General features: G+C 70.2%; 19 protein-coding genes. 11 read left to right on the forward strand and 8 right to left on the reverse strand.

The features are described 5' to 3' along the window. Positions 1-67 precede the first annotated feature (67 nt). Positions 68-766 carry a response regulator gene (locus KIK09_RS21070; protein WP_214320985.1) on the forward strand — a complete coding sequence of 233 codons (699 nt, stop codon included), beginning with the start codon at positions 68-70 and terminating at the stop codon, positions 764-766. Positions 767-827: 61 nt separating this feature from the next. On the opposite strand, the gene KIK09_RS21075 is transcribed toward KIK09_RS21070, so the two are convergent. Further along, positions 828-2,003 (reverse strand): winged helix-turn-helix domain-containing protein, encoded by a 1,176-nt coding sequence (locus tag KIK09_RS21075; RefSeq protein WP_214320986.1) that lies wholly within the window; start codon positions 2,001-2,003, stop codon positions 828-830. Between the two features lie 84 nt (positions 2,004-2,087). After that, entirely contained in the window at positions 2,088-2,330 is a 243-nt protein-coding gene (locus KIK09_RS21080) for an HGxxPAAW family protein (protein ID WP_214320987.1), read from the reverse strand. 209 nt (positions 2,331-2,539) lie between these two features. On the opposite strand from KIK09_RS21080, the gene secA reads away from it, so the two are divergent. After that, positions 2,540-5,335 (forward strand): preprotein translocase subunit SecA, encoded by a 2,796-nt coding sequence (secA, locus tag KIK09_RS21085; RefSeq protein ID WP_214320988.1) that lies wholly within the window; start codon positions 2,540-2,542, stop codon positions 5,333-5,335. Between the two features lie 97 nt (positions 5,336-5,432). Here secA and KIK09_RS21090 read toward each other — a convergent pair whose 3' ends face one another. Next, complete coding sequence (locus KIK09_RS21090) at positions 5,433-6,023, reverse strand: TetR/AcrR family transcriptional regulator (protein WP_214320989.1); 591 nt, start codon at positions 6,021-6,023, stop codon at positions 5,433-5,435. 43 nt (positions 6,024-6,066) lie between these two features. On the opposite strand from KIK09_RS21090, the gene KIK09_RS21095 reads away from it, so the two are divergent. Beyond that, on the forward strand, positions 6,067-6,423 hold the full coding sequence (locus KIK09_RS21095; RefSeq protein WP_214320990.1) for a cupin domain-containing protein: 357 nt from the start codon (positions 6,067-6,069) through the stop codon (positions 6,421-6,423). Between the two features lie 243 nt (positions 6,424-6,666). On the opposite strand, the gene KIK09_RS21100 is transcribed toward KIK09_RS21095, so the two are convergent. Next, positions 6,667-7,269 (reverse strand): TetR/AcrR family transcriptional regulator, encoded by a 603-nt coding sequence (locus KIK09_RS21100; protein WP_308164218.1) that lies wholly within the window; start codon positions 7,267-7,269, stop codon positions 6,667-6,669. 102 nt (positions 7,270-7,371) lie between these two features. Between KIK09_RS21100 and KIK09_RS21105 the strand changes: the two genes are divergently transcribed. Beyond that, a complete protein-coding gene (locus KIK09_RS21105; RefSeq protein WP_214320992.1) occupies positions 7,372-8,829 on the forward strand; it encodes an FAD-dependent monooxygenase in 1,458 nt (485 codons plus the stop codon). A gap of 288 nt (positions 8,830-9,117) precedes the next feature. Here the strand turns inward: KIK09_RS21105 and KIK09_RS59275 are convergent, their stop codons facing one another. The 4 genes from KIK09_RS59275 to KIK09_RS21125 all read right to left on the reverse strand — a co-directional run bounded on the left by KIK09_RS59275 (position 9,118) and on the right by KIK09_RS21125 (position 13,426). After that, positions 9,118-9,786, reverse strand: coding sequence for an Rv3235 family protein (locus KIK09_RS59275; RefSeq protein WP_275956225.1), 669 nt, complete (start codon positions 9,784-9,786; stop codon positions 9,118-9,120). Between the two features lie 202 nt (positions 9,787-9,988). Then, the gene (locus KIK09_RS21115) at positions 9,989-11,287 is read right to left on the reverse strand and encodes a PTS transporter subunit EIIC (RefSeq protein ID WP_214320993.1); all 1,299 of its coding nucleotides are present in this window, start codon (positions 11,285-11,287) and stop codon (positions 9,989-9,991) included. Between the two features lie 48 nt (positions 11,288-11,335). Beyond that, positions 11,336-12,604: a PTS transporter subunit EIIC gene (locus KIK09_RS21120; protein WP_214321628.1), complete on the reverse strand. Its 1,269-nt coding sequence runs from the start codon at positions 12,602-12,604 to the stop codon at positions 11,336-11,338. A gap of 81 nt (positions 12,605-12,685) precedes the next feature. Beyond that, on the reverse strand, positions 12,686-13,426 hold the full coding sequence (locus KIK09_RS21125) for a GntR family transcriptional regulator (protein ID WP_214320994.1): 741 nt from the start codon (positions 13,424-13,426) through the stop codon (positions 12,686-12,688). Positions 13,427-13,529: 103 nt separating this feature from the next. On the opposite strand from KIK09_RS21125, the gene KIK09_RS21130 reads away from it, so the two are divergent. The 7 genes from KIK09_RS21130 to nagZ all read left to right on the forward strand — a co-directional run bounded on the left by KIK09_RS21130 (position 13,530) and on the right by nagZ (position 19,327). After that, positions 13,530-14,564: an SIS domain-containing protein gene (locus KIK09_RS21130; protein WP_214320995.1), complete on the forward strand. Its 1,035-nt coding sequence runs from the start codon at positions 13,530-13,532 to the stop codon at positions 14,562-14,564. Between the two features lie 84 nt (positions 14,565-14,648). Continuing rightward, positions 14,649-14,885 carry a PTS sugar transporter subunit IIB gene (locus KIK09_RS21135; protein WP_192790232.1) on the forward strand — a complete coding sequence of 79 codons (237 nt, stop codon included), beginning with the start codon at positions 14,649-14,651 and terminating at the stop codon, positions 14,883-14,885. Positions 14,886-14,896: 11 nt separating this feature from the next. Further along, positions 14,897-15,343: a PTS sugar transporter subunit IIA gene (locus tag KIK09_RS21140; protein WP_214320996.1), complete on the forward strand. Its 447-nt coding sequence runs from the start codon at positions 14,897-14,899 to the stop codon at positions 15,341-15,343. A gap of 69 nt (positions 15,344-15,412) precedes the next feature. After that, on the forward strand, positions 15,413-16,066 hold the full coding sequence (locus KIK09_RS21145; RefSeq protein WP_214321629.1) for an HAD family hydrolase: 654 nt from the start codon (positions 15,413-15,415) through the stop codon (positions 16,064-16,066). After that, the gene (locus KIK09_RS21150) at positions 16,066-16,323 is read left to right on the forward strand and encodes an HPr family phosphocarrier protein (RefSeq protein WP_214320997.1); all 258 of its coding nucleotides are present in this window, start codon (positions 16,066-16,068) and stop codon (positions 16,321-16,323) included. Before KIK09_RS21145 ends, KIK09_RS21150 begins: the two co-directional genes overlap by 1 nt. Further along, a complete protein-coding gene (gene ptsP, locus KIK09_RS21155; RefSeq protein ID WP_214320998.1) occupies positions 16,320-17,993 on the forward strand; it encodes a phosphoenolpyruvate--protein phosphotransferase in 1,674 nt (557 codons plus the stop codon). The genes KIK09_RS21150 and ptsP overlap by 4 nt, the downstream gene beginning before the upstream one ends. Positions 17,994-18,043: 50 nt before the next feature. Continuing rightward, positions 18,044-19,327: a beta-N-acetylhexosaminidase gene (gene nagZ, locus KIK09_RS21160; RefSeq protein ID WP_214320999.1), complete on the forward strand. Its 1,284-nt coding sequence runs from the start codon at positions 18,044-18,046 to the stop codon at positions 19,325-19,327. Positions 19,328-19,331: the final 4 nt, after the last annotated feature.

The raw sequence follows: 19,331 nt of genomic DNA on the forward strand, positions 1-19,331 counted from the left end.
AGCTCAGTCAGGCGATAGTGAGCGAGCGAAACGAGAAGGCTGTCACGAGGTCGATGGAGGATGCCCCGTGACGGAGTCCGGCGAGCCCCGCGCGTCTGACAACGAACCCATCCGCGTCCTGATCGTGGACGACCACGAGCTGATCAGGCGCAGCCTGGCCTTGGCACTGGCGGCCGAGGACGACATCGAGGTGGTCGGCGAGGCGAGCGACGGGCAGGAGGCGGTCGAACTGGCCGACCGTCTCATGCCCGACGTGGCGCTGATGGACGTGCGCATGCCGCGCCAGGACGGCATCGAGGCAGCGAAGGGCATCAAGGCCTCGGTGCCGAGCACGCGGATCATCATGCTGACGGTGAGCGACGAGGAAGAGGACCTCTTCGAGGCGATCAAGGCGGGCGCCACCGGTTACCTGCTGAAGGACGTCCAGATCAACGACGTGCCCGCCGCCGTGCGCGGCGTGCACGAGGGCCAGTCGCTCATCAACCCGGCCATGGCGGCCAAGCTCATCACCGAGTTCGCGAACATGAGCCGCAAGGAGGCCGAACGGCCGCCGCAGCTGCCCGTGCCGCGGCTCACCGACCGGGAGATGGAGGTGCTGCGGCTGGTGGCCAAGGGGATGAACAACCGCGAGATCGCCAAGCAGCTGTTCATCTCCGAGAACACCGTCAAGAACCACGTCCGCAACATCCTGGACAAGCTCCAGCTCCACTCCCGCATGGAGGCCGTGGTCTACGCGGTGCGGGAGCGGATGCTCGAGATCACCTGACGCCGCCCGACCGTGGCCGCCGGAGCGGGCGATCCCCGCACCCGGCCCCGGCGCGGGACGGCTACACGGTCGCCGAGAGGATGGCCGAGGCCAGCGCGGGCTCTGCGCGCTCGACGCGCACGGAATCGCAGCCGACCCACTCGGCCGCCTCCCTGAGCGCGTCGCCGACCGCCGGACCCCACCTGGCGGGCGACAGCCCTGGCTCCAGGCTCACCTGCCTGGCCACCAGCGTGCCGCCCTCGCGGGCCGGGTCGACGCGCCCGATCAGGCGCCCGCCGGCCAGCACCGGCATCGTGAAGTAGCCGTGCACCCGCTTGTGCCTGGGCACGTACAGCTCCAGCGTGTAGGCGAAGCCGAAGGCGCGCTCGGTGCGCCCCCTGTGCCAGATCAGCGAGTCGAACGGCGAGACCAGCGTGGTCCTGTGCCGCCCGCGCGGCACCTCGGCCAGCGCCTCGGGGGCCGCCCAGGCGTTCGGCGCCTTGCCCGGCCAGCCCGCCACGTGCACGGGCACCAGCCCGGCCGCGCCGCCGGCGAGCACCTTGTCGAGGAGCTCGGCGTGGCGGCCCTTGACCCGGATGAAGTCCACGAGGTCGCCTCGGGTGGCCACGCCGAGCGCCACGCCGGCGATCCTGGCCAGCCGTACGATGCACTCCTCGTCGGTGAGGTCCTCGGCCAGCAGGTCGGCGGGGACCACGCGCTCGGCCAGGTCGTAGACGCGGCGCCAGCCGACGCGGCGGGTGCAGGCGATCTCGCCGATGTCGAGCAGCCACTCCAGCCCGATCTTGTTGTCGGACCAGTCCCACCACGGGCCGCCCTTCTTGCCGCCGCCGACGTCGGCGGTGGTCAGCGGGCCCTCGTCGCGCACCTGCTGGAGCAGCTTGTCGACGTGGTCGGGCACCTCGTGCCAGCGGTAGCGGCGCTCGCGGAAGGCACGGCGGCGGAAGGAGTACAGCGGCCAGTGCTCGATCGGCAGGATGCAGGCCGCGTGGCACCAGTACTCGAAGCTCTGGGCGGGATTGTGCCAGTAGGCGCGCTCGACCTTGGGCCGGGTCACCGCGCCGAGCCGCGCGTAGGAGACCAGCTCGTGGGAGCGGGCGAGCACCGAGATCGTGTCGAGCTGGACGGCGCCGAGCCTGCGCAGCATCGCGTGCACGCCGCCGCGCCGCCCGTCCGCGCCGACCAATCCCTGCGCACGAAGAATGATCTTTCTCGCCTCGTCGGCGGTCAGATCCGTCATGTCGCTTTTGATGTACGGCGAAGCATGCCGGAAATGCTAACGGCGGCCACCGACAAGAAATCGGTGCCCGCCGTCAGGAGGTCGTTATCGGTGATCTTCTGTGGACATGCCCACCCGCGGCGCGTCGATCACGACGTCGGTGAAGATGTCGAAGACCAGGGCGAGGATTCCGCCCACGATGAACACCCCGATGCCGATCCAGATGAGCGCCCAGTTGGTGATCGTCAGTCCGACGCCGCCCACGGTGAAGCCTGCCAGCATGACGGTGACCGCGAGCCACGATGACGCACGGCCGCCGTGGCTGCCCAGGTTGTGCCCGCCTGCCATGGCCTGTCCTCCTTCAGTGTTCCCGCTCATCCATCAAAGGGGGCGAGATCGATGTACCGGCCCATTCTCCCAGAAGGGGGATGCGGTCGTCGCGCCGCATTGGCTGTGTCTGGTTGCGGAACCGCCTACGATGGCAACCGGGGAAGTTTGTCTTGGCCTCTCCTCCTGGCGGCGCCGCCGGGGTAGACCTGCGAGGAGCTTTACATAAAGTGGCAGCCATTCTCGACAAGATCCTGCGTGCCGGCGAAGGTAAGACTCTGCGCAAACTCAAGCGCATCGCAGACCAGGTCAACTCCATTGAAGACGACTTCACGGGCCTGACCGACGCCGAACTGCGCGCGATGACCGACGAGTTCAAACAGCGCTTCGCCGATGGCGAAAGTCTGGACGATCTGCTTCCCGAGGCGTTCGCGACGGTGCGCGAGGCCGCCCGCCGCGTGCTCGGCCAGCGGCCCTTCGACGTGCAGATCATGGGCGGCGCCAACCTCCACATGGGCAACATCTCCGAGATGAAGACCGGTGAGGGCAAGACCCTGACCTGTACGTTGCCCAGCTATCTCAACGCGCTGGCCGGCAAGGGCGTCCACGTCGTCACCACCAACGACTACCTGGTGCAGGTCGGCGCCGAGAACATGGGGCGCATCCACCGCTTCCTCGGCCTCGAGGTCGGCATGATCCTTTCCGGGCAGGAGCCCGACGAGCGCCGCAAGCAGTACCAGGCCGACATCACCTACGGCACGAACAACGAGTTCGGCTTCGACTACCTGCGCGACAACATGGCCTGGTCGCTCGAGGAGTGCGTGCAGCGCGGCCACCACTTCGCGATCGTGGACGAGGTCGACTCCATCCTCATCGACGAGGCCCGCACGCCGCTGATCATCTCCGGCCCCGGCGAGCAGTCCGGCAAGTGGTACACCGAGTTCGCCAAGATCGTCCCCAGGTTGCGGCGCGGCGTCGAGGCCAAGAACCCGGGCGAGGAGAGCACCGGCGACTACATCGTCGACGAGAAGAAGCGCACCGTCGGCGTGCTCGAGGCCGGCGTGGAGAAGGTCGAGGACTGGCTCGGCATCGACAACCTCTACAAGCCCGAGCACACCCACCTGGTCGGCTTCCTGAACAACGCACTGAAGGCCAAGGAGCTGTTCAAGAAGGACAAGGACTACATCGTCTCCGACGGAGAAGTCCTCATCGTCGACGAGTTCACCGGCCGCGTGCTGCACGGCCGGCGCTACAACGAGGGCATGCACCAGGCCATCGAGGCCAAGGAAAGCGTGGCGATCAAGGACGAGAACCAGACGCTCGCCACGGTCACCCTGCAGAACTACTTCCGCCTCTACACCAAGCTGTCCGGCATGACCGGCACCGCGGTCACCGAGGCCAACGAGTTCCACCAGACCTACAAGCTGGGCGTCGTCCCGATCCCGACGAACATGCCGATGATCCGCAAGGACCAGGCCGACGTCGTCTACAAGACGGAGGACGCCAAGTTCAACGCGGTCGTCGAGGACATCAAGGAGCGCTACGAGAAGGGCCAGCCGGTCCTGGTCGGTACCACCTCGGTGGAGAAGTCCGAGCGGCTGTCGAAGGCCCTCAAGCGCCGCGGCGTCCCGCACGAGGTGCTCAACGCCAAGAACCACGCCCGTGAGGCCACGATCGTCGCCGAGGCCGGCCGTAAGGCCGCCGTCACGGTCGCCACCAACATGGCCGGTCGAGGCACCGACATCATGCTCGGCGGCAACCCTGAGTTCCGCGCCGACCTCGAGCTGCGCAACCGCGGCCTCGACCCGATCGATACTCCGGAGGAGTACGAGAAGGCCTGGCCGGAGACGCTGGAGAAGGCGAAGTCGGCGGTCAAGGCGGAGCACGACGAGGTCACCGAGCTCGGCGGCCTGTACGTGCTCGGCACCGAGCGCCACGAGTCGCGCCGCATCGACAACCAGCTGCGCGGCCGCTCCGGCCGTCAGGGCGACCCCGGCGAGTCGCGCTTCTACCTCTCGCTCGGCGACGACCTGATGCGCCTGTTCAACTCGGCCCGCGTCGAGATGATCATGACCAGGCTCAACATCCCCGACGAGCAGCCGATCGAGTCCGGCATCGTCTCCAAGGCCATCGCCTCCGCCCAGCACCAGGTCGAGCAGCAGAACTTCGAGATCCGCAAGGAAGTTCTCAAGTACGACGAGGTGATGAACCGCCAGCGCAAGGTCATCTACGCCGAGCGCCTGCGCGTGCTGGAGGGCGCCGACCTGCACGAGCAGGTGCGGGGCTTCGTCACCGACGTCATCGACGGCTACGTCGACGGCGCCACCGCCGAGGGCTTCGCCGAGGAGTGGGACCTCGACAAGCTGTGGAAGGCCTTCGGCGAGCTCTACCCGGTCTCGACCACGATCGACAACCTCGTCGAGGAGGCGGGCAGCCGCGAGTCGCTCACCGCCGAGCTCATCGCCGAGAAGATCAAGGCCGACGCGCTGGCCGCCTACGACCGCCGCGAGGAGGAGCTCGGCCCCGAGGCCATGCGCGAGTTCGAGCGCCGCGTGATCCTGTCGGTCCTCGACCGCAAGTGGCGTGAGCACCTCTACGAGATGGACTACCTGCGCGAGGGCATCGGCATGCGGGCCTACGCGCAGAAGGACCCGCAGATCGAGTACCAGCGCGAGGGCTTCGAGATGTTCGCCGCGATGCTCGAGGGCATCAAGGAGGACTCGGTCGGCTTCCTCTACAACATCGAGGTCGAGGTTCAGGAGAACCCGATCGTCGAGGAAGAGGACGCGATGATGGCGGAGACCCGCTCCATCATCGCCCGCGGCCTGCGCGGGCCCGAGCGTCCCGCCGAGCTCGAGTACTCCGCGCCCGGCGAGCAGGGCGAGGTCGAGCACAGGAGCGTCCGCACCACCTCCGCGGAGCGCGCCGCCTACGGCAACGTCGAGCGCAACGCGCCCTGCCCGTGCGGGTCGGGCAAGAAGTACAAGCGCTGCCACGGCGACCCGAAGAACGCCCAGACGGCCTAGCCGTTCCCGGAAGCCCCCGCTCCCAGCTCGGGAGCGGGGGCTTCCGCTTTCCCACGCGACTTCCCTCGTGCGGCTTCCCTCGTACGGTGAGTCGGGGTTACGGGGGAGGGGGGTCGGCGAGGGCGGTGCGGAGGAGGGCGCGGGCGGTCCAGCACATGAGGTCGACGGCCTCCTCGCGGGTGGCGCCGGCGATGTCGGTGAGCCAGACCAGCGACTCGATCCCCGTGGCCGAGCGGATCGCGACAGCCAGGCGGTGCACGTCGAGCCGGTCGCGCAGGGGCTCGAGGGCGTCCTCGATCCAGCCGATGGCACGTCCGCCACGGAGCACCGGCTGGGCGGCACCCGGCTCCAGGGACATACGCAGGGACGCGCGCAGCTGAGGCTCCCATTCGAGCGTCGTCCTGGTGAACTCGCGCATCGCCAGCTCGAGCCTGGCCTCGGGATCAGAGGGCGCGTCCTCGGGCAGAAGCGACCGCTGGCCGACCTCAGGATGCGCGGCCATGATCAGGGTTCTCTGGTTGGGGAAATACCGGTAGGCCGTGGTCCGGGAGATCTCGGCCGCCGCCGCGGCCTCCTCCACGGTCGGCTCCACACCCCCCGCCAGCAGCTCCCGCGCGGCCGCCACCAGCGCCTCCCTGGTCCGCGCCTTCTGCCGGGTCCTGCCTGTCGCCTCATATGGTACGGCCATGCCCATCATGGTACTCTCGTCCCATGTAGCTACGGAGGATGCCATGAGCCACGATCCCGCAGTGACCAACCCCGAGCTCTACCACGTGCTCTTCGAGAACGACCGGGTGCGGGTCCTCGAATACCGCGACGTGCCAGGCGACCGTACGGCTCCGCACCGCCACCCGGACACGGTCATGTACCCCCTGGCCTCCTTCACCCGACGCCTCACGGCGGGCGGCCGCCAGGTGGAGGTCAAACTCGAGCCCGGCCAGGTCCGCTGGCTCGACGCCCAGGAACACGCGGGCGAGAACATCGGCGACACCCCCTCCCACGCCCTCTTCATCGAACTGAAGGACCCCCGCCCCACCACCCCACCCACCACCACCCCACCCACCACCGCCCTCGGCCCCACCTCCTGACACCCCTCGCTCCCGCACACCTGTATGGCGAGTTGTGGGCGCGGCAAGGGTGGGACGCCCGGCGCGCGGTGGAGAGGAATGTGCGACGGGCGTTGGGTTGTAGCCCGCAGGGAAGGCGCTCGGCACGCGGTGGGTGTGTGGTGCGGAGGCTGAGACGCGCGGCGGAGGGGAGCGCGCGACGGGCGGTGGGTGTAGCGCGGAAGAAGGGGCGACCGGCTCGCCGCCGATTCGGTCGCCGCGGTTTCAGGACAGGCGATGGGCTCGGACGATGAGGTCGGCGGTCTCGGCGGCGATGTTGTGGCGTTGCCGGGCGGTTAGGGTCTTCGTGCCGTAGACGCTGGCCACTCGACCCTCTGTGATCAACAGGTAGGCGAACTGGCGGGCGGTCCGGGCCGGGTCGGGCACGTCCAGTACGCCGGCGGTCTGGCAATGACGCAGGTAGTCGGTCAGTTGCTCGTCCAGGTAGGGGGCGGCGGAGTCACCCCACTGGCGGCTCAGTTCGGGATGGTTACCGATCTCGGCGATGGTGAGGCGGTGCAGCGCGGCCACGGTCGGGGAGAGCGCCGTCGTGAGGATCTGCTCGCCCATCCGGGTCAGGTCCTGCGTCGGGTCGCCGGTATCCCGTGCGGCGGCTGCCTTCCTGCCGTCGACCACGTCACGGGCGGCGGCCAAGGCCGCGAGGAACAGCGCCTGCTTGTCGCCGAAGTGGCGATACACGGTCTGCTTGCCCACGCCGGCCGCGTCGGCGATGTCGTCGACACTCGCCGCGTACCCAGATCGGAGGAACGCTGCGGTGGCGGCGTCCAGGATCGCCTGTCTTTTCGCCTGGGACGGAACTCCGGTCACGAGGGACATCCTACGCCATGACTAGACGAGACCGTCTCGTCTCGTTATCGTTCGTCGAGACAAGACGAGACGGTCTCGTCTTGTATTCGGGAGGGTGTTGTCATGGACGCTGAGGTCGTCGTGGTGGGTGCTGGGCCGGTGGGGCTGCTGCTCGCTGCGGAGCTCGCGATTGCGGGGGTACGCCCGCTCGTGGTGGAGAGGCTGGCCGCTCCGGCTGAGCAGCCCAAGGCCCGCGGTATCGGGGTGCTGGCGGCGGAGGCGCTGCGCCGCCGCGGTCTCGGGGCGGAGCTTGATCGCGAGCACGAGCAGGGCCTGCGGGCGCTGGCCCGCGACCACGGCACCACCAAGACCCACTTCGCGTGGATTCACAAGATCGACCCGGACGTGGCCGATCCGGGGCGCCGAGGCGCGCTGATCGGGCAGCCGGCGCTGGAGCGCCTGCTACGCGAGCACTTGAGCGGTCTCGGCGTGCAGGTCCATTACGGATGCACCGTAACCGGCTGGCGCGACGGGCCGGACGAGGTCACCCTCACCATCGAGTCACCGACAACCACGCGACCACTCACCGCGGGGTACGTGGTGGGCTGCGACGGCGGCCACAGTGCCATCAGAAAGTTCGCCGGGTTCGGCTTCCCGGGGACACCACCCCTGATGACGGTCCGCTACGCGCACGCCGAGGTGCGAGACCCCGACCTGCTGCCACCGCCCGGCCGGCTAGCAGGCGGCACGCTGTTCCACGACGACGGGGTGATCGCGACCTTCGACTTCGCCGACACCACCCCCGACCGGTCGTCGCCGCTTTCGGCTGAAGAGGTACGCGACAGTGTCCGCCGCGTCGCGGGAGTGGACGTCGCCTTCGCCGCGTTCCACGGCGGCCTTCGCTTCACCGACCAGGCCCGCCAGGCCGACGCCTACCGGCGCGGCCGAACCCTGCTGGCCGGCGACGCCGCCCACGTGCACTCCCCGAACGGGGGACAGGGACTCAACCTCGGGCTCATGGACGCGATGAACCTGGGCTGGAAGCTCGCCGCGGCCGTCCGCGGCGCGGCGCCCGACGGACTGCTGGACACCTACACCGCCGAGCGGCATCCGGTCGGTGCCGCGGTCCTGCACAACACCCGGGCACAGTCGGCTCTGCTCGCGCCGGGCCCGCACGTGGATGCGCTGCGTGACCTCATGAGCGACCTGATGGACCTGCCAGAGGTCAACCGCCATCTCAGCCGGGTGCTGTCCGGCGTCACCCATCGCTACCCGCTGCCCTACCTCGCCACCCACCCGGCCGTCGGCGTGCACTGCCCACCGCTGACGATCGACGCCACTGCCCCGCTCGACGAACTCGCCGCCGGCGGGCGACCACTGCTGCTCCACCCCGAGGCCAAGCAGATCAACACCGGAGGCCGGGTCGATGCCATCCCGATCGTGGCACTGGGCGACGAGCGGCTCGCCGCCGTCCTACTCCGACCCGACGGCGTGATCGCCTGGGCCGCCGGGCCGGGCGAAGACCTCCATCCGCCCGCGCTCTGGCAGGCGCTCGACACGTGGTTTCCGGAAGTGCACTGACGGAACCGGCCTCGCTGGAAGCCGCCACGGTCGGCACGTCGACCGGGGCGCGTCGTGGCGCAGAGCACGCCGTGGCGAGCGGGCAGGCAAGCCGCGCAGGCGGGACGTAGAGCGGGGTGAGCGGGCGGGTAGGGCCGCGCGGGTGGGATGCGCAGCGGTGCGGGCGAGCGGGGCGGGTAGGGCCGCGCGGGTGGGGTGCGCAGTGGTGCGGGCTTGCGGGCGGACAAAGTCGTGCGGGCGGGTGCGCAGTGGTGGAGTGGGGCTCCGCGCGGGGCGGAGCCCCACGGGTCAGGCGGTTTCGAAGTCGGTGCAGAGCCACTGGATGCCGCGGCGTTCCAGGCGTAGGGCCAGGACGTGGTGGCGTTCGCCGCAGTTGACCAGGGCGCACATTTCGATGGCGCCGTCGCGGGGCTCCTTGACGTGGGGGACGCCGACCCAGGGTGGGCGGCGGGTGTCGATCATGCGGCCCGCCCGGACGAGCTCGCGGTAGGCGCGTTCGGTGAGGCGGTCGGCGACCGTCTCCGGTGGGCGCCTGCCTGAGAGCACCTCGGCGAGCGCCTGGGCCAGGCGGCGGAGCTTCCGCTCGTCCGGCAGAGCGCCGCGCGGTCCCCAGACCATGGGCCGAGGGTCGAGCGCCAGGGATCCCTGGATCTGCGGGCGATGCTCGTCACGATGCTCATCGTCGTAGGGAGGCTCCGAGCCGGTGGAGACACCGAGCCTGGGCTGCGAGGAGCCCGGGGAGGCTCCGTGCCTGGACTGCGATGGGGCTTGGACGCTCGGCTTGGGCTGCGAGGCGGTGGCGGGGACGCTGGGCGTGTGGTGTGAAGAGGCGGGGGAGGCGCTGTGCCTGGGTTGTGAGGTGGGGGCGGAGACGTTCGGCGTGGGGTGGGAGGGGGTGGCGCCGTACTTGGTGGGGACGGTTGGACTGGGGTGGGGGAGGTTGGGGTGCGGGGTCATGGGCCCTCCGGGAGTAGGGGGAGAAGGACGGTATAAGGAGGTTTCGGCCCGGCCTGCAGATACATCGGACGCCAACTTCTTTGATTTGCGTGCCCATTCACCCCGGCTTGTGAAGAAGATCGCCTCAAGCTGGATCCCTCTCCGCCCGGTTCCATCGCGATTCCGGATCTTGGGAGTACGCCTTACGGGCGGTGCGGAAGGGTCAGGTTTCTTCGGGCTCGCGGCCGGGAGTGGGGATGTCGAGTTTGCGGATCAAGAAGGAGAACAGGGCGTAGTAGACGACGAAGTAGAGCGCGCCGAAGGCGAGGATGAGCCCGAGCCGATGGGTGTTGGACTTGCCGGCGTTCAGGAGCATGTCGATGGCCCCGGCCGAGAAGGTGAACCCCAGGCGGGCGCCGAACTCGGACATCAGGGCCATCGACAGGCCCGTGAGCAGGGCGTGGACGGCGAACAGCAGCGGCGCCACGAAGATGAACGCGAACTCGATCGGCTCCGTGATCCCGGTGACGAAGGCCGTGAGCCCGGCCGAGAGCATGAGGCCGCCGACGGTCTTGCGCTTGTGCGGCGGGGCGGCTCGCCAGATGGCGATGGCCGCGCCGAGCAGGCCGAACATCATCACGGGGAAGAACCCGGTCATGAAGATGCCCGCCCCCTGCTCCCCGGCGAAGTAGCAGTTGAGGTCGCCCGCGGCGTCGCGCGTGGCGCCGTTCACGCCGGCGGTGCAGGAGGGCAGCGTGAACCAGACGATCGTGTTCAGGAAGTGGTGCAGGCCGATGGGGATGAGCAGCCGGTTGGCCACGCCGTAGATGCCGGCGCCGGGCGTGCCGTGGGCCGACAGCCAGTCGCCCGCGCTCGTCAGCCAGTCGCCGACGGGCCGCCACAGCAGGCCGAACACCACGCCGAGCAGCATCGCCGCGAACGAGGTCACGATGGGCACGAAGCGCCGCCCGCCGAAGAAGGCCAGCCACGCGGGCAGCTTGATCCGGTAGAAGCGTTCCCACAGGACGGCCGCCACCAGCCCGATGATGATCCCGCCGAGCACGCCGGTGGGGTTCTGCACGCCGAGGTCGAGCTGTGGGCTGGGGCTGCCGTTGACCGTCGTGACGATCACCACTTTGTCGTAGACCGCGCCGTGCCCCGCGGCGTAGAAGAGCGTACGGCTGACGCGGTCGAAGACCAGGTATCCGGCGAGCGCGGCCAGCGCGGTGGACCCGTCGGACTTGCGGGCGAAGCCGATCGAGACGCCGATGGCGAACAGGACCGGCAGGTTGTCGAAGAGCGCGCCGCCGGCGGCGGCCAGCACCTGGGCCACGGGAAGGAGCCACGGCCAGATGGCGCCGAGGCCGTCCTTGCCCAGCAGGTCGTCCTGGCCGAAGCGGAGCAGCAGTCCGGCGGCGGGCAGCACGGCGATGGGCATCATGAGCGAGCGGCCGATCCGTTGCAGCACCGCGAAGGTCGAGGCCCAGATCGACGCGCCGCCCTCGGCGCTCGCGCTGCTCATGTACCCGTTCCCCCCGGCCGAGCGAGATCACCGGGGGATAGCGGGATCCTAACCTTCGCCGGAATCCACGTCGGGTTCCGGCTCGCGCCCTGGCGTCATGATGTTCAGCCGCCGGATCAGGAAACTGAACACGACATAGTAGACAAATCCGTATATGACGCCGATTATCAGGATGCCTAAGAGGTTGTGCGTGTTCGGTTTGCTGGCGTTCAGCAGCATGTCCAGCGCCCCGCCGGAGAAGCCGAACCCCAACTGCCCGCCGATCAGCGCCGTCAGCCCCATGGAGAGCCCGGTCAGCAGGGCGTGGACCGCGAACAGCAGCGGCGCGACGAAGATGAACGCGAACTCGATCGGCTCGGTGACCCCGGTGACGAAGGAGGCCAGCGCCGCGGACAGCATGATGCCGCCCACGGTGCGCCGCCGATGCTTGGGGGCCGCCCGCCACATGGCCAGCGCGGCCGCCGGCAGCCCGAACATCATCACGGGGAAGAACCCGGCCATGAACTGCCCGGAGTGCTCGGCGCCCGCGAAGTAGCAGTTCTGGTCGCCGCCCAGGACGCGCCCGCCCACCGAGCACTGCGGCACGACCTGCCAGACGATGGAGTTCACGAAGTGGTGCAGCCCGAACGGGATCAGCAGCCGGTTGGCCAGCCCGTAGAGCCCGGCGCCGAGCGGCCCCAGGTTGGCCAGCCCCTCGCCCGCGTGGCTGATCCACTGGCCGAGCGTGGGCCAGATCCAGCCGATCAGCACGCCGAGCAGCAGCGCCACGATCGAGGTGATCAGGGGCACGAATCGGCGCCCGCCGAAGAAGGCCAGCCACGAGGGCAGCTTGATCCGGTAGAAGCGCTGCCAGAGAACGGCCGTGACCAGCCCGATCAGGATGCCGCCGAGGACCTTGGTCTCGTTCTGCTGGCCGTACTCGATGACTCTGGTGAGGCCGCCGGCGTCCACCTTGGTGATCAGGACACGGTCGTGGATGGCCGAGCCGGCGAACATGACCTTGGTGACGCGGTCGAAGACGAGGTAGCCGACCACCGCGGCAAGCGCCGTCGAGCCGTCGGACTTGCGCGCGAAGCCGATCGCGACGCCCACCGCGAACAGCAGCGGCAGGTTGTCGAACAGTGCCTTGCCGGCGGCCTCGACCACCGGCGCGACGTTCCTGAGCCACTCGAACCCGGCCACGTCGGCCAGGCCGCCGGGCGCGGGGCCGTTGGAGCCCAGCATGTCGTCCTGGCCGAAGCGCAGCAGCAGCGCGGCCGCGGGGAGCGCGGCGATGGGCAGCATCAGCGAGCGGCCGAGCCGCTGGAGCACGTTCATCACGCGCGGAAGGAACCGGCCTAACCGCGCGGGGGACGATGCGGTGGTCTCGTTCACCGGGCCTTTCCTCCGGGGAGTACCTCAGCCCCGTCTTGCGGGCATTTCCAGAATTGTGCGCAGCTGGTAGCGGTCCGCGCGATAGGTGGACACCCCGAGTTCCGCGCACACGCCACCCGAGAAGGATCTTCGCTGCAGCAGCAGTACGGCGCCGCCGCGCGGGAGCTTGAGCAGGTCGGCGTCGCTGGGATCGGCGATGCCGCCGTCGATGGTGAGCTCCCCGGCGTCCATGACGAGCCCGTACCTGCTCTCCAGCAGCTCATACAGTGATTTGTCGGACAAGTCGTGGTCAGCGAGATCGGGGGCGAGCTTGACCGGGATGTGTGCCCGCTCGATCGACAGCGGCTCGCCGTCGGCGGTCCGCAGCCGCTCGATGAAGTGGACCTCCTCGCCCGGCTGGATGCCCAGCTCCTTGGCCAGGTGGGCGCTGGCGCGCACGATCCTGCGGTCGAGGTCGCGCGAGCCGGGCTCCATGCCGCGGGCGCGCATGTCGTCGGTGAACGAGGTGAGCTGGAGCGCCAGCTCGATCTTGGGTCGGGCCACGAAGGTGCCCTTGCCGGGCACCCGGTGCAGGCGCCCCTCGGACACCAGGTGGTCGACCGCCTGCCGTACCGTCATCCTTGACAGGCCGAAGCGCTGACAGAGTTCGCGCTCGGACGGGATGGCGGCACCTATGTTGAGCTCGTTGCTGTCGATGAGGTCCAGCAGGATCTCGCGTAGCTGGAAGTACTTGGGCACCGGGCTGTCCGGATCGATGTGCGCCACGGATCCTCCCCTCGATCTGACCTAAGCGATGGGCTATGGTTCGTACTGGTCTAGTCCGGACTAGACCACATGCCGGAAATGAGAGTCAAGTGATAGGGGCGAGATGACCACCAAGATGCGCAGCGAGATCGCTGAGCAGCCAGCGGCGCTGCGGGCGACCCTCGACTCGCTGCTCCCTAGGGTCGGCGAGGTGAAGGCGCTCGCGGGCGAGGCCCGGCAACTGCTGTTCATCGCGCGTGGCACTTCCGACAATGCCGCAGTCTACGGCCGCTACCTGGTGGAATCACACGCGGGCCGCCTGGCCGCGCTCGCGGCGCCCTCCATCGCCACCACCTACAAGCGCAAGCTCGACCTCGACGGCGTGCTGGCCGTGGCGATCTCCCAGTCGGGCAGGACCGAGGAGATCGTCGAGACGCTGGAGTGGGCGCGCGACTGCGGCGCCAAGACCGTGGGCGTCACCAACGGCGGACCCGACAGCCCGCTCGCGGCCGCCGCCGACCTGGCGCTGTGCACGCTGGCCGGCGAGGAGAAGGCGGTTCCGGCGACCAAGACCTACACCACGCAGCTGGCCGCGCTCGCGGTGCTGGCCATCGGCCTGGGCGCCGACGTGGACGAGAACGACCTGCAGCGCGTCCCCGACGCGGTCGAGCGGCTGATCGCCGAGCCCGGCGACCTCGAGGCCGTCGTCGAAGGCCTGGCAGACAAGCCCGGCGTCGTGGTCTCCGGCCGCGGCCTGGCCTTCTCCACCGCGCTCGAGACCGCGCTCAAGCTCAAGGAGGCCTGCTACCTGCACGCCATGGGCCTGTCCTACGCCGACCTGCTGCACGGTCCGATCGCCGTGGTCGACGCCGACACCCCCGCGCTGCTGGTCGCCGCGGAGAACAGCCCCACGCTGCCCGGCACGGTCGCGCTGGCCGAGCGGGTGGTCGCCGCGGGCGCCGCGGCCTTCACGATCGGCGGCGGTACGGCTCTCGCCAAGGCGGGCACCGCCGCGCTGAACGGCCCCGACCTGCCCGAGTGGGTGGCGCCGATGGGCCTGATCGTGCCCGGCCAGCTGCTGACCGAGGCGCTGGCCAGGAGGCTGGGCATCGACCCCGACTCCCCGCGCGGCCTGAACAAGGTGACCCAGACGGACTGATAACGCTGAGTCGTTTAGCCTGGTCGGAGGGTATTTACCCTGGGAGCGAACCGGGCGGGCGACCGATTAGCAGGGAGGTCCATGATGGCGGCGGATGCCAACGCGATCATCGCCGGCCTCGGTGGTGCCGACAACATCATCGAGATCGAGCCGTGCATCACCCGGCTGCGAACCGAGGTGCACGACGCGTCCAAGGTCGATCAGGCCGCTCTCAAGGCGGCCGGGGCACACGGCGTGATGGCCGCGGGGAACGTGGTCCAGGTCGTCGTCGGGCCCGAGGCGGACACGATCGCCAGCGACATCGAGGACATCATCGGCTAGAGGGCGAGACCATGACGACTGTTCTCGCCCCGGTTGAGGGGGCAGCTGTGGGGTTGGCCGCTGTGCCCGATCCGGTGTTCTCGGCGGGCATGGTGGGTCCGGGAACGGCGATCGATCCGATGAGGGGGCCCGGCAAGGCCGTAGCCCCCATAGCCGGAAAAATCATGAAACTGCATCCGCACGCGTACGTCATCGTGGGGGACGACGGCAAGGGCGTGCTGGTGCATCTGGGCATCGACACCGTCCAGCTCAAGGGGGAGGGGTTCCAGCTGCTGGCGGCGGAAGGCGACAGGGTCAGCGCCGGCCAGCCGGTGGTGGCCTGGGACCCGGCGGCGATCGAGGCGGGCGGCCGATCACCGGTCTGCCCGGTGGTCGCCCTGGACGCCCTCGCCGGCGCGGTATCCGACGTCGTCGAGGGCGACGTGCATGTGGGGGACGAGCTTTTCCAGTGGGAATAGAGCCGGAGCGCAGGAGCTCGTCCGGAGAGAGCGAGGAACGAGCCAACGGAGGACGAAACGGGCGCGACCATAGAATGCGCCCTGTTCGACTTGGACGGGACGCTGATCAACACCGAGGCGCGGAGCATGGCCATGTGGCAGCTGCTGCTCGATGAGCACCACGTCGACGGGGACGTGCGTGCCTTCATGGGGCGCAGGGGCAGGGACGTGCTCCCCGGGCTGTTCCCAGGTCGCGACGTCGAGGAGCTGATCGTGGAGGCCTTCGCCTACCGCGACCACCCGGGGCTGCCCGAGATCGTCCCCGTGCCGGGCGCCGCGGAGCTGGTCCGCAGGGTCGTCGCGTACGGCTCGCCGATCGGCCTGGTCACCTCGGCCGGGCACGCGTGGGCCGAGGAACTGCTCGGCAAGGTCGGAGTCCGCGGTCTGATCAAGGTGCTGGTGGCCGCCGAGGACGTCGACCAGGGCAAGCCCGATCCCCAGGGCTACCTGCTGGCCGCGCGCGAGCTGGGCGCCGACCCGGCCGACTGCGTGGTCTTCGAGGACTCCCCAGCGGGGATAGCCGCGGCCAAGGCCGCGGGCATGAGATGCGTCGGCGTGACCACCACCCACACCGGCCAGGAACTGGCCGGCGCCGACCTCGTGGTCGCCGATCTGACCCAGGTCGGCTGGCCACCGTTCGACAAGGGGTCCAGCTGGTCTGGACCGGTGAGCAAGGAGGAATGATGGCACAGCGCAAGGCCACCGTGGCGGCGGAGGTCGGACTGCACGCTCGCCCCGCGGCGACATTCGTGCAGGCCGCCCAGAAGTCGCCGATCGACATCACGGTGGCGAAGCTCGGCGGCGACCCCGTCAACGCCAAGAGCATCCTGTCGGTGATGGGCCTGGACGTGCGACAGGGCGAGATGATCGTGATCAACGCCGAGGGGGAGGGCGCGGACGAGATCCTCGACGCGCTGGCCGCGATAGCCGAGGCGCCATGAAGGGCGTCGGCGTCAGCCCTGGGATAGGCCACGGACCCGCCTACGTCCTGGCCACCGTGGTGCCCGAGCCTCCTGAGGGCCTCACCTACGACGGCGACGCCGATGACGAGAAGGCCCGCGCCCAGGCCGCGCTCCAGCAGGTGGCCGGGGCCCTGGAGTCCCGCGGCCACCAGGCGGGCGGCGAAGCCAGATCCATCCTCCAGGCGCAGGCGCTGATGGCCGCCGACCCCGGGCTGGCCGTGGGCGTCAAGTCCCTCATCGACCGCGGCGTCGCCGCGCCGCGCGCCATCTACGAGGCTTTCGAGAAGTACCGGGAGATGCTGATCGGGGCCGGCGGCTACCTGGGCGGGCGGGCCGCCGATCTGGACGACGTGCGCGACCGGGCCATCGCTCTGCTGACCGGGCAGCCGCTGCCCGGCGTGCCGTCCGAGGCGGCCGAGCCGTACGTGCTCGTCGCGCGCGACCTGGCGCCCGCCGACACGGCGGTGCTGTCGAAGGACGTGGTCGCCGCGTTCGTGACCGAGGAGGGCGGGCCGACCAGCCACACCGCGATCCTGGCCAGGGCGCTCGGCGTGCCCGCCGTCGTGGCCTGCCCGGGCGCGACCACGATCCCGCCCGGCGCCTCCGTGCTGGTCGACGGCACCAGCGGCGAGGTACGGCTGGCGCCGTCCGAGGACGACGTGGCCGAGGCCGAGCACGCGGCCTCCATCAGGCAGGCGGCCGTCGACGCCACCCGGGGCCCCGGGCGGACCCGCGACGGCTTCCCGGTGGCGCTGCTCGCCAACGTGGGCAGGCCCGCCGACCTGGACCCCGCGCTGGCCAACGGCGCTGAGGGCGTCGGGCTCTACCGGACCGAGCTCCTGTTCCTCGACAGGGCCGAGGCGCCCTCGCTGGAGGAGCAGGAGGCGGCCTACCGCGCCGTGCTCGAGTCGTTCCCCGGCGGCAAGGTGGTCGTGCGGACGCTGGACGCCGGGGCCGACAAGCCGCTGCGGTTCCTGCCCGCGTCCGGCGGGGAGCCGAACCCGGCGCTGGGCGAGCGCGGGCTGCGGCTCTTCCGGGCCTTCCCCGACGTGATGGCCTCGCAGCTGGCCGCGCTGGCCGCCGCCGTCGTGGGGACCGAGGCGGAGCTGCAGGTCATGGCGCCGATGGTGGCCACGGCCGAGGAGGCCAGGTGGTTCGTCAACGCCTGCCGTACGGCGGGGCTGGACAGCGCGGGCGTGATGATCGAGATCCCGGCGGCGGCGCTGCGGGCCGAGAGCCTGGTGACCGTGGCCGACTTCGTCTCGATCGGCACCAACGACCTCGCCCAGTACACCTTCGCCGCCGACCGGCAGCTCGGGGCGCTGACCGCGCTGCAGGACCCGTGGCAGCCCGTGCTGCTCGACCTGGTCGCGGGGACGGCCACCGCCGCCTCCGACAACGGCAAGCCGTGCGGGGTGTGCGGCGAGGCCGCGGCCGATCCCGAACTGGCCTGCGTGCTGGTCGGGCTCGGCGTCACGTCGCTGTCGATGAACGCTCACGCGCTGCCTGCCGTACGGGCCGCGCTGGCGGCCAGCACGCTGGGGGACTGCCAGCTCGCCGCGCAGGCCGCGCGGGCGGCCACCACGGCCGCGCACGCGCGCGCGGCGGCCCGCGCCTACCTGCCGGGGCTCGCCGATCTCGGGCTGTAGGCCGACGCTTCGGGAGCGGAGCACGGCCGCACGCGGATACGGTTGAGTGCATGGTGCGACGGATCGGAGCCGCGGGACTGCTGGTGATCGCCCTCACGGCCTGCGCCGTGGGCGAGAAGGCCGCGGCGGGCTCCACCGCGCCCGCCCCTGATCCCACCACGCCCGCCCCCACCACGCCCGCGCCGGCTCAGCGAGCCGAGCAGGCAGACCAGGTCGGCGCGGTGCTCGCGCGGATGAGCCTGGAGGAGAAGGTCGGGCAGCTGTTCATGCCCGTGCTGTACGGCACGGCCGCCGACACCGTCTCGGGCGAGAACCAGGCCAGGTACGGCGCGGCCACCCCGGCCAAGGTGATCGCCAGGTACCACCTCGGCGGCGTGATCCTCTTTCCGCAGAACATCAAGAGCATCGGCCAGGTCGTCCAGCTCACCAACGGACTCCAGCACGCCTCCAAGGGCGTGCCGCTGATCATCGGCACCGACCAGGAGAACGGCCTGGTGTCGCGGATGTCGGCGCTGATGACCGACTTCCCCGGCGCCTCCAGGATCAAGGGCCCGGCCGACGCGCGCGCCGTGGCCAGGGCCACCGGCGAGGAACTGCGGGCGCTCGGGGTGAACCTGGACTTCGCCCCCGTCGCGGACGTGAACATCAACCCGCGCAACCCGGTCATCGGCCCCCGCGCCTACGGCAAGGACCCCCGCCGCGTGGCCACGATGGTCTCGGCGGCCGTGAAGGGCTTCCGCGACTCGGGCGTGGCGGCCACCGCCAAGCACTTCCCCGGCCACGGTGACACCAACGTCGACAGCCACACGGGCCTGCCGGTGATCAAGCACACCAGGGCGCAGTGGGAGCGCATCGACGCGCCGCCGTTCAAGGCCGCCATCGCCGCCGGGGTCGACGCGGTGATGAGCGCGCACATCGTCTTCCCCAAACTCGACCCGTCAGGAGACCCGGCCACGCTGTCCAAGCCGCTGCTGACCGGGCTGCTGCGCGGCACGCTGGGCTTCAAGGGCGTGATCTCGACGGACGCGCTCAACATGGAGGGCGTGCGCAAGAAGTACGGCGACGGGGAGGTGGCGGTGCGTGCGGTGCAGGCAGGGGCCGACCTGCTGCTCATGCCGAACGACTTCCCCAAGGCCTACAGCGCGGTGCTCGCCGCGGTGAAGTCGGGCAGGATCACCCGGCAGCGGCTGGACGAGTCCGTCACCCGGCTGCTCACGCTGAAGAAGAACCGGGGGTTCCTTACGCAGGCGCCGGTGGCCTCCGCCGCGCAGGCGGCCAAGGTGCTGCGCTCGGCCGAGCATCGTAAGCTGGCCGCCAGCGCAGAATCGCGGTGACAGG

It is taken from the genome of Nonomuraea sediminis (genome assembly GCF_018531495.1).
Taxonomy (GTDB): Bacteria; Actinomycetota; Actinomycetes; order Streptosporangiales; family Streptosporangiaceae; genus Nonomuraea; species Nonomuraea sediminis.

Bases quoted from the DNA above. Each gene is read 5' to 3' on its own strand.
- KIK09_RS21075 (WP_214320986.1), bottom strand. From the start codon at position 2,003: ATGACGGATCTGACCGCCGACGAGGCGAGAAAGATCATTCTTCGTGCG.
- KIK09_RS21080 (WP_214320987.1), bottom strand. From the start codon at position 2,330: ATGGCAGGCGGGCACAACCTGGGCAGCCACGGCGGCCGTGCGTCATCG.
- KIK09_RS21090 (WP_214320989.1), bottom strand. From the start codon at position 6,023: ATGGCCGTACCATATGAGGCGACAGGCAGGACCCGGCAGAAGGCGCGG.
- KIK09_RS21095 (WP_214320990.1), top strand. From the start codon at position 6,067: ATGAGCCACGATCCCGCAGTGACCAACCCCGAGCTCTACCACGTGCTC.
- KIK09_RS21105 (WP_214320992.1), top strand. From the start codon at position 7,372: ATGGACGCTGAGGTCGTCGTGGTGGGTGCTGGGCCGGTGGGGCTGCTG.
- KIK09_RS59275 (WP_275956225.1), bottom strand. From the start codon at position 9,786: ATGACCCCGCACCCCAACCTCCCCCACCCCAGTCCAACCGTCCCCACC.
- KIK09_RS21115 (WP_214320993.1), bottom strand. From the start codon at position 11,287: ATGAGCAGCGCGAGCGCCGAGGGCGGCGCGTCGATCTGGGCCTCGACC.
- KIK09_RS21120 (WP_214321628.1), bottom strand. From the start codon at position 12,604: ATGAACGTGCTCCAGCGGCTCGGCCGCTCGCTGATGCTGCCCATCGCC.
- KIK09_RS21130 (WP_214320995.1), top strand. From the start codon at position 13,530: ATGACCACCAAGATGCGCAGCGAGATCGCTGAGCAGCCAGCGGCGCTG.
- KIK09_RS21135 (WP_192790232.1), top strand. From the start codon at position 14,649: ATGGCGGCGGATGCCAACGCGATCATCGCCGGCCTCGGTGGTGCCGAC.
- KIK09_RS21140 (WP_214320996.1), top strand. From the start codon at position 14,897: ATGACGACTGTTCTCGCCCCGGTTGAGGGGGCAGCTGTGGGGTTGGCC.
- KIK09_RS21150 (WP_214320997.1), top strand. From the start codon at position 16,066: ATGGCACAGCGCAAGGCCACCGTGGCGGCGGAGGTCGGACTGCACGCT.
- ptsP (WP_214320998.1), top strand. From the start codon at position 16,320: ATGAAGGGCGTCGGCGTCAGCCCTGGGATAGGCCACGGACCCGCCTAC.
- nagZ (WP_214320999.1), top strand. From the start codon at position 18,044: ATGGTGCGACGGATCGGAGCCGCGGGACTGCTGGTGATCGCCCTCACG.